Annotated in this window: 8 protein-coding genes; 2 read left to right on the top strand and 6 right to left on the bottom strand. The window is 72.9% G+C overall.

The genetic code is table 11. From position 1 onward, the window contains the following. Positions 1-42 precede the first annotated feature (42 nt). A complete protein-coding gene (locus SSQG_RS35735; protein WP_039934365.1) occupies positions 43-1338 on the top strand; it encodes an SLC13 family permease in 1296 nt (431 codons plus the stop codon). Positions 1339-1375: 37 nt separating this feature from the next. Here the strand turns inward: SSQG_RS35735 and SSQG_RS35730 are convergent, their stop codons facing one another. Together SSQG_RS35730 and SSQG_RS35725 are read right to left on the bottom strand one after the other, a co-directional pair. Beyond that, positions 1376-3475 carry an RICIN domain-containing protein gene (locus tag SSQG_RS35730; protein WP_003994875.1) on the bottom strand — a complete coding sequence of 700 codons (2100 nt, stop codon included), beginning with the start codon at positions 3473-3475 and terminating at the stop codon, positions 1376-1378. Positions 3476-3672: 197 nt separating this feature from the next. Continuing rightward, the gene (locus SSQG_RS35725; RefSeq protein ID WP_078506979.1) at positions 3673-4680 is read right to left on the bottom strand and encodes a helix-turn-helix domain-containing protein; all 1008 of its coding nucleotides are present in this window, start codon (positions 4678-4680) and stop codon (positions 3673-3675) included. Between the two features lie 66 nt (positions 4681-4746). Here SSQG_RS35725 and SSQG_RS35720 point away from each other — a divergent pair, with 66 nt between their 5' ends. Next, complete coding sequence (locus SSQG_RS35720; RefSeq protein ID WP_003994873.1) at positions 4747-5586, top strand: phytanoyl-CoA dioxygenase family protein; 840 nt, start codon at positions 4747-4749, stop codon at positions 5584-5586. A 51-nt stretch (positions 5587-5637) separates the two neighbouring features. On the opposite strand, the gene SSQG_RS35715 is transcribed toward SSQG_RS35720, so the two are convergent. From SSQG_RS35715 to SSQG_RS35700, 4 genes are all read right to left on the bottom strand, one after another. Then, entirely contained in the window at positions 5638-6606 is a 969-nt protein-coding gene (locus SSQG_RS35715) for an aldo/keto reductase (RefSeq protein ID WP_003994872.1), read from the bottom strand. Positions 6607-6692: 86 nt separating this feature from the next. Then, entirely contained in the window at positions 6693-7229 is a 537-nt protein-coding gene (locus tag SSQG_RS35710; RefSeq protein WP_003994871.1) for a flavoprotein, read from the bottom strand. A gap of 48 nt (positions 7230-7277) precedes the next feature. Further along, the gene (locus tag SSQG_RS35705; protein ID WP_003994870.1) at positions 7278-7478 is read right to left on the bottom strand and encodes a ferredoxin; all 201 of its coding nucleotides are present in this window, start codon (positions 7476-7478) and stop codon (positions 7278-7280) included. 13 nt (positions 7479-7491) lie between these two features. Next, positions 7492-8688, bottom strand: a complete 1197-nt coding sequence (locus SSQG_RS35700) for a cytochrome P450 (RefSeq protein WP_003994869.1) — start codon at positions 8686-8688, stop codon at positions 7492-7494. Between the last annotated feature and the right edge of the window lie 284 nt (positions 8689-8972).

Raw genomic sequence — 8972 nt, 5'->3', positions numbered from 1 at the left:
GGCCACGGGGTCGTGACAGCGCTCTTACCGGAGCCTGGTTTCATGGGCGGGCACGACCGACACGTCCCGGAGGACCCCGCCCTGAACACCCCGCTCGCCGAAGCACTGTCCGTGACGCTGCTGGTCGCCGTACTCGTCTGGGCCGTCGCCCGGCCCCGGGGGCTGCCCGAGGCCGTGCTGGCGGTGCCGGCCGCCGGGCTGGCCGTCGCCGTCGGCGTGATCTCTCCCGACCACGCGTGGCAGGAGATCCAGCGACTGGGGCCGGTGGTCGGTTTCCTCGCCGCGGTGCTGGTGCTCGCGCACTTCTGTGACGTCGAGGGCTTGTTCACGGCGTGCGGGGCGTGGATGGCCCGCTGGGCCGCCGGGCGTCCCGGGCGACTGCTGACGGCGGTGTTCGCGCTGGCCTCCGTCATCACGGCCGTGCTCAGCCTGGACGCCACCGTCGTCCTGCTGACACCGGTGGTGCTCGCCACCGCCACCCGCATGGGCGTGGCGGCCCGTCCGCACCTCTACGCCTGCGCCCATCTGTCGAACACCGCCTCGCTGCTGCTGCCGGTCTCGAACCTCACCAACCTGCTGGCGTTCGCGGCGAGCGGGCTGAGCTTCACCCGGTTCGCGGCCCTGATGGCGCTGCCCTGGCTGGTCGCGATCGGCGCCGAGTACCTGGTGTTCCGGCGTTTCTTCGACGCGGAGCTGACCGCTCCGCTCCCCTCCCCCGACCCGTCACCGCCTCCCGAGCTGCCGCTGTTCGCCCTGGTCACCGTGGGGTGCACACTCGCCGGGTTCGTCGTGGCCTCCGCCGTCGGGATCGCACCGGCGTGGGCCGCGCTGGCCGGAGCGCTGGTACTGGCCGGGCGGGCACTGCTGCGACGGCGGGCCACCCCGCTGACCGTGGTGCGGTCCGCGGCGCCGGCCTTCCTGGCCTTCGTGCTCGCGCTCGGCGTCGTCGTGCGCGCGGTGGTCGACCACGGGCTCGCCGACGCGCTCCACCGGGTACTGCCCGACGGCGCGGGCCTGCTCACGCTGCTGGGCGTGGCCGCCCTCGCCGCCGTCCTCGCGAACCTCATCAACAACCTGCCCGCGGTGCTGGTGCTGCTGCCGCTGACCGCGGGGGCCGGCCCCGGCGCCGTGCTCGCGGTGCTGCTCGGCGTGAACATCGGCCCCAACCTGACCTACGCCGGATCGCTGGCGACGCTGCTGTGGCGGCGGATCGTGCAGCAGCACGGGCACCGGGTCGGGCTCGGGGAGTTCACCCGGATCGGGCTGCTCGCCGTACCGGCGGCGCTGGTGCCGGCCGTGGTGGCGCTGTGGCTGTCGCTGCGCGTCTTCGGGGGCTGAGACCCGCTGGTGGGCCGGCGGCCGGGGGCCCGTCCGGTCAGCGGCGGCCGCCTCCGCCGTACCCGTAGCCGTCGCCCGAGTAGCCGTAGCCCGGGTAACCGTAGCCGTAACCCGGGTAGCCGTAGCCGGGGTAGCCGTACTGGCCGTCTCCGTCGCAGTAGTAGCCGTAGCGGTTACAGCCCGAGTCGGTGGAGGCCGTGCTCGTCGGCGTCGGATCCGGGGATGCCGAGGGGGACGCGGACGGGGTCGGGGCCGGTGTGTGCGTCTTCGTGGTCGTAGGGGCGGGGGTCGGCGTCGGACGTGGGGCCGGGACGGTGGCGTCCCAGTTGACGGCCTCCATCTGGAGGTCGGCCTTGGAGGTGTCGATGACCCAGCGCTGCGCCTTGTCGTCCGCGCGGGCCTTGAGGACCAGGGCCCCCGAGCCGTCGGTCGCGGCCGGGGCCAGGGCGAGGTCCTGGTTCCGGCGGGGTACGAGGGCGCCCTGGAGGGTGAAGTCGTACCGGACGCTCTCGGCGTCCGGCTGGGACGCGCCCGCGCAGGGGGCGAGCCGCACCGAGTAGCCGAGACGCGAGTCGAGGCACAGGCCGGGGGCGGCAGCGTTGCGCATCAGCCCGTCGGTCTCGTACGTCCACTGCTGGGCGGTGGCCGAGGAGCACCTGGTGAGCTCGGCCTCCGCGTCGTTGACGGCCTTCTTGCCCACGAGGCCGACGCACAGGCCCGAGGCGAGGTTGTGCAGCCGGCCGCGCAGGGCACCCTTCTCCGCCCCGCCCGCCCCGATCCAGGACGGGTCACGGCTCGGCTCGCCCGCGTCGGTGCCGGGCGCCCCGGACGGTCGGCCCGTGCCGCCCGGTGAGGTGCTCTCGCCCGAGTTGCCGATGGACCACAGGACGAGCGGGATGACGACCAGGCCGCTGACGGTCAGGATGCCCACGGCGAGATTGCGGCGCCGGGCGGCGCGGCGGGCCGCCTTCTGGGCGGCTCTGCGGGCGGCCGTTCGGGGGCCCGCGACGCGCCGGCCGGAGGTGGGCCGCTGGACGGGAGGGGCGTCGGGCGGGGCCGGGAAGCCGTCGCCGGCGTCCAGCAGGGCCTGGGCGGGCGTTTCCTCTCCGGTCACGGAGACGGTCGGCGTGACCCCCGTGTCGACGAGGTCGGTGAACGACTCCCCGACCATGCCCGTGAGGGCGACGGGGTCCGGGAAGTCCGCACGCGACGCACCGGCCGGGGCCGCGAAGGCCTCACCGCCCGTGCCCCCGGTCAGCCCGGTCGCCCCGGCGCGGGGCTCCTGCTCGTCGGTGGTCCGTCCGGCCGCGCTCTCCCGGCTCTCCGTGTACTCCCGCCCGCCCCAGCCCAGTACGGCCTCCGCCAGGGCGGCACCGAGCCCGTGGTTGAACCGGTCGAGCTGGTCGGCGGCGGTGCCGCAGTGCCCGCAGCCCTCGATATGCGCGCGTAGATCCGGGTCGATGTCGAGGCCGCCACGCCGGTACGTCACGTCGAGCAGGCGCAGATAGCGCCGGCACTCCTCGTCGGGGGCGAGTTCGCGGTGCAGTTGGAGGCACTCCTCGCGCAGCCGGGCACGGGCCCGGCCCAGTTCGACGCGCGCGCCCTCCTCGTCCAGGCCGAGCAACCCGGCGGGCTCGATGAGCGGTTCGGCCTCGACCTCGACGTGCCACAGCAGGCAGCGAGCGGACTGGGGCAGCCGCTGGAAGGCCCCGGACAGCAGGCGGCGGTGCGGCGGCGGCAGCAGCCGGGCGGCCACCCGCTCCCCCTCGCCGGCTCCGGACAGCAGATCCGGGTGGAGCATCTCGTGTCGGTGGTCGGTGGCCCACTCGGCGGTGATGCGCCGTACCGTGACGAGCAGATGGGGCCGCCAGGCGGAGGTCGGGCCGTTCTGGCGCAGGGTCTCGCCGAAGATCCGGGTGAACGCGGCGGTCGTGAGGATCCCGGCGGAGCGCGGGCCGTCGGTGCACAGCCGGGCGTAGGCGAAGGCCGCCTCCCAGTGCCGGTCCAGCAGTTCGCCGACGGGGTGAAGTGCGGGGGTGGCCCCCGTCCACTTCCTGAGCTCGGCGCTCAGTTGCTCGTCCGTCGCACCGAACCCGCGGGCCGAAGCCTGGGAATTCGACCGGCCTGGGTCATCCACGGCTGCATTCCTCTCAAGGACATGGGGAATAAAGTCCATACCAAGGGGTATGCCGGCACAGCGGCCACGCGCGCACGAAAGAAAGGCGTGTCGTCCGCACGCCGACAGGGCACACCTTTGCACAGGTCAGCGACAGGGAACAAGAGATCTTGCGGTTTCGTGCCTTACGTACGCGGCCGACGCCTTTTGACAAAATGTCAATCAGTGAGCGGAAAGGGATTTCCGTGCCGTGCAATTGGTTTTGGCGGTACGTTTTCGCCCGTTCTCGACGCGATCTGGAAACCATTGCCCTGCACGGCGGCGCGGTACGCGCCGGGCGGTGTGCCGTAGCGCTCGCGGAAGACGCGGTTGAAGTGGAACGGGCTGGCGAACCCGGAGGCCGCGGCCACGCGTTCCACGGCCAGGTCGGTGCCCTCCAGCAGCCGGGCCGCGTGGCGCAGCCGTGCCTCGCGCAGGGCGCGCATGGGCGACCGGCCGAGTTGCCGGCTGAACAGGTGGGCGAAGCGGGACGGCGACAGGGCGACGCCCTCGGCGAGCGAGCGGACGGTGTGCGCGGCGCCCGGGTCGGCGTCGATCAGCTCCTGGGCCCGGCGGATCCGTGGGTCGAGGCCGGGACGGGGTGCGGCGGGGCGGGCACCGGCGGTGGTGAGCAGGACCACCTCCTCCAGTGCGCACAGGGCCAGTTCGCGGGCCGCGCTGCCGTGCGCGACGGCGATCTGCCCGTCCGGGGACCCCGCGTCGGGTGGCGCCCCGGTCCCGCTCCAGCGGGCGTCGGCGTGCATCCGCCGGAACGCCGTCTCGACGCGGCCGTGCACCTCGGCCGGGGCGGACGTGACCACGTACATCCCGTCGCCGGCGTGGTACGGGCGCAGCCACGCCGCCCACGACGTGCGGGCCTGGCAGTGCGCCCACCAGAGCCGCCAGTGCCGGTCGCCGGGCCGGGTCGAGTAACCGTGCGACGTGCCCGGGGCGAGCACCACCAGATGGCCCGCGCCGGCCGAGGTCTGCGCTCCGCCCTGCCACAGCCGTCCCCCGCCCGACACGGTCCAGGTGAAGAGCCAGCTCGCCGATCCGCGGGGCCGGCCCACTGCATAGCCGGGAGGCTGGTCGAAGTGGCCGGTCACCACCAGGCCGGGCGGCGGGGCGGGCGCCCCGGCGTCCTCGGGCCCGGCAGTGCCGGGCAATCCGTCAGCACGCACGGGCATCCCCCTCGACCACTGCACGGCTTTAGCGTGTCGTACCGGCAACACACCTGACCGAGGAGTGCGCTGATGACAGTCACGGGCAATGGCGCCGCCGGCGCTCCCATCCTGGACCCCGCGGTGCTCCGCCGGTACCGGGAGGGGTTCGAGGAGGACGGTTTCACGGTCGTCCGCGGGCTCTTCGGGACCGACGAGGCCGAGCGGCTGTGCGGCGAGTTCGCGGCGCTGCGCGCGGGCGGCCGGGTCCCGGGACACTTCGAGCCCCGCGCGTCCGGCCCGGACGCCGACCCGCTGCACGTGTGGCCGCGGGTGATGCATCCGCACGAGATCAACGCTCTCGCCCGCGACGTCCTGCTGGACGCCCGGCTGCGCGCGGTTGTGGAGGCGCTCCTCGGGGAGGAGGCCCTGGCCGCGCAGAGCATGTTCTACTTCAAGCCGCCGGGGGCCCGGGGCCAGGCGTTGCACCAGGACAACTTCTATCTGCGGGTGGAGCCGGGCACCTGCGTGGCCGCGTGGCTGGCCTGCGACGTGATCGACCGGGAGAACGGCGGGCTGGAGGTCGTGCCGGGCACGCACCGGATGGACGTGTTCTGTCCGGAGGAGGCGGACGCGGGGGTGTCCTTCGCCCGGGAGTACGTTCCGCCGCCGCCGGGTCTGGCCCCGGTGCCGGTGGACATGGAGCCGGGGGACGTCCTGTTCTTCAACGGCAGCCTGGTGCACGGGTCGCAGCCGAACCGTTCCGGCGACCGGTTCCGGCGGTCGTTCATCGGGCACTACGTGGGGCGGTCGGCCGAGCGGATCGGGCGGTTCTACCGGACGTTGACGATGAACGGGGTGCGGGTGGCCCTGCCGGAGAGTGAGGGGGCGGGGCCCTGCGGGACGGAGTTCGCGCCGCAGGGGCCCCATTGATCTGTTGTCCGCGGGCGCGTCGTGGCTGATCCCCGCGCCCCCTGAAGGCGTTCAGTGACCCGCGACAGAGTGTGCCGTGTAAGGGCTCTCCAGTTCCTCCAGCTCCTTGTCGCTGAGCCGGAGTTCCACGGCTGCCACCGCGTCCTCCAGATGCCGGGGCTTGGAGGCTCCGATGACCGGGGCTGTCACCGTGGACTGGTGGAGCAGCCAGGCCAGGGCCACCTGGGCGCGGGGGACGGCACGGTCGGTGGCGATGCGGGTGACCGCCTCGACGATGGTGCGGTCGCCCTCCTGGTACAGGTTGCTGCCGAAGGTGTCGGTGGCGCTGCGCTCGGTCGTGGTGTCCCAGTCGCGGGTGAGGCGGCCGCGTGCGAGCGGGCTCCAGGGCAGCACGCCGACGCCCTGGTCCGCGCAGAGGGGGAGCATCTCGCGCTCCTCCTCGCGGTAGATGAGGTTGTAGTGGTTCTGCATGGAGACGAAGCGGGTCCAGCCGTTCAGGCGGGCGGTGTACTGGGCCTTGGAGAACTGCCAGGCGTACATGGAACTGGCCCCGATGTAGCGGACCTTGCCCGCCTTGACGACGTCGTGCAGGGCCTCCATCGTCTCCTCGACCGGGGTGTGCGGGTCGAAGCGGTGGATCTGGTAGAGGTCGACGTAGTCGGTGCCGAGGCGGGTCAGGCTCTGGTCGAGCTCGGTGAGGATCGCCTTGCGGGACAGTCCGCCGCCGTTCGGTCCGGGACGCATCCGGCCGTGCACCTTCGTCGCGAGCACGATGTCGTCGCGGCGGGCGAAGTCGCGCAGGGCCCGGCCGACGATCTCCTCGCTGGTGCCGTCGGAGTAGACGTTCGCCGTGTCGAAGAAGTTGATGCCCGCCTCGACCGCCTGGCGGATCAGCGGACGCGAGGCCTCCTCGGTGAGGGTCCACTCGTGCCGGCCCCGGTCCGGCAGGCCGTAGGTCATGCACCCCAGACAGATCCGCGAGACGTCCAGGCCCGTCGAACCGAGCTTCACGTACTGCATCGTTGCTGCTCCTGCCTTCGGGAGGGTTTCCAGTGGGAGCGTACGTGCTCGTGTGCGCTCGAAGGCAGGCCCGGCCCGGCCGGGCGTCAGCCGCGTTCGAGCAGGTCCAGTGCCCGTTCCCAGCCGAACTCCGGGCGTGCGCCGTCGTCTCCCGGCTCTCCGGTGTACGGCTCACCGAACCGCACGCCCATGTCCCGCAGCCGTTCGAGGCTGTCCCGGTAGGCGGGGTGGGCGGCCAGCGCGTCGGCCACGCAGGGCAGGACGGCGATCGGCACTCCGAGGCCCGCGGCCTCGCAGAGGGTGCCCAGGGCGAGGGTGTCGGCGATGCCCGCCGCCCACTTGTTGACGGTGTTGAAGGTGGCGGGCGCGACGACCACGGCGTCGGGCGCCGGGAAAGGCCGCGGCTCGGCCGGGGTACGCCAGGCGGACCGGATCGGACGGCCCGTCAGGGCTTCGACCGCCGCGGTGTCGAAGAAACCGTTCATGGCGACGGGCGTCGCGATGACCCCGGTCTCCCAGTCCCGCTCCTGCGCGGCGGTGATCAGTTTGCTGACGTCAGCGGCGATGCCGGCGGCACAGACGACGACGTAGAGGAAGGGTTTCCGGGCGGCCTGTTCGGTCATCCCGGAAACCCTAGCGACTCCTCTGGGCCCGCCGGACGTGAAGTCGCGTCAGCTCACGGTCTCCGACACGGTGATGGCGCTCACCGGGCAGGCCCGGGCCGCCTCCCGCACCAGCGGGCTGCCGCCGCCGTCCTCCCGGCCCGGCAGCAGGGCGCTGATGCCGTCGTCGTCCTGGGTGAACACGTCCGGCGCGGTCAGGGCGCACTGACCCGCGCCGATGCAGACGTCCTTGTCGATGTCGATGTCCATGGGAGGAAGCCTCTTACCAAGTCACGGGGAGTTCCAGCATCCCCTGGATCGTGTCGCCCGGCTTGAAGGGAATCTCCTCGGCCGGGGCGGCCAGGCGCAGGGTGGGGAGCCGGTCGAAGAGGGTGTGCAGGGCGATCTCCATCTCGGCGCGGGCCAGGTTCTGCCCGAGGCACTGGTGGATGCCGAAGCCGAACGCGACGTGGTGCCGGGCGGAGCGGTTGAAGTCGAGCGTGTCCGGATCGGGGTAGACCGTCTCGTCGCGGTTGATGACGGACGTCGCGAACACCACGCCGTCGCCCTTGCGGATCGTCGTCCCGGCCACGTCGATGTCCTCGAGGGCGAGGCGGAGCAGGCCGTCCGCGATCGACAGCATCCGCATCAGTTCCTCGACCGCGGCCGGCACCAGTCCCGGGTCGGCGCGCAGCTCGGCGAGCCGATCGGGGTGCTGGAGCAGGGTGAACGTGCCGAGCGAGATCATGTTGGCGGTCGTCTCGTGGCCCGCGACCAGCAGGATGAGCGCCATGGCGATCAGGCCCTCGCGGTCCAGTGCCCCGTCGCTCAGCTGCCGCTGGACCAGGTCGTCCAGCAGGCCGGTGCCGGGCTCCTCGCGCTTGCGGTCGATCAGTTCGCCGAAGTACTCCTCCAGCCGGTCCCGGGCGTCCAGCACGTCGGCGGTCTCCGGGCCGCGCAGCAGCCGTCGCGACTGGGCCTCGAAGAAGTCGTGGTCGCTGTACGGGACGCCGAGCAGGGCGCAGATCACCATGGACGGCACGGGCAGTGCGAAGGCGCTCACCAGGTCGGCGGGCGGGCCCTGGGCGATCATCGCGTCGAGCCGTTCGTCCACGATCTGCTGGATGCGGGGACGGAGTTCGGCGGCGCGCTTGAGGGTGAAGTCCCCGACGACCATCCGCCGCTGGACGCGGTGCTCGGGGTCGTCGACACCCAGCAGGGCCGTCCTGCGGTTGCGGACCCCGGCGAATCTGGCGGTGGGGGAAGGGAAGCCCGGCCGGTCGCGGTTGGAGGACAGGCGCGGGTCGGCGAGTAGTGCGCGGGCCGTGGCGTGCCCGCTGACCAGCCAGACCTCGCGGCCGTCGAAGAGGGAGATGCGCGTCAGGGGGCGCTCGGTGCGCAGCGGCTCGTAGGCGGCGGGCGGGTGGTAGGGGCAGGTCCGGCTCTGGGGGAAGGCCACGGGTGCGGTCGTGTCCGTCATGAAGACCTCGCAGACGAAGTGTGCGTCGTGCCGATCTTCATTAGATGCCCCAGGCACCTAAGGGGCGACGCGAAGTTCGGCCACATTGGTGGTGGCGTGCAGGTTGGCCGAGGAGCGCCGTCTTCCCGTTCGAACGGCAGGGGTGAGCGGCCGACTTCCCGGGAGGGGCGGGCGGCGGCTCGGGGCGGGTGCGCCGGAGCGGGGGCGAAATCCGGTTGCCGATGCGGCGGGGCGCCCCCAGGATCCAGCCATGCCTACGTTCGATGCTCTCCTGCCGCTGTCCG

Source organism: Streptomyces viridochromogenes DSM 40736 (genome assembly GCF_000158955.1).
GTDB classification, from domain to species: domain Bacteria; phylum Actinomycetota; class Actinomycetes; order Streptomycetales; family Streptomycetaceae; genus Streptomyces; species Streptomyces venetus.
This window is presented reverse-complemented; position numbering and strand designations above follow the sequence as displayed.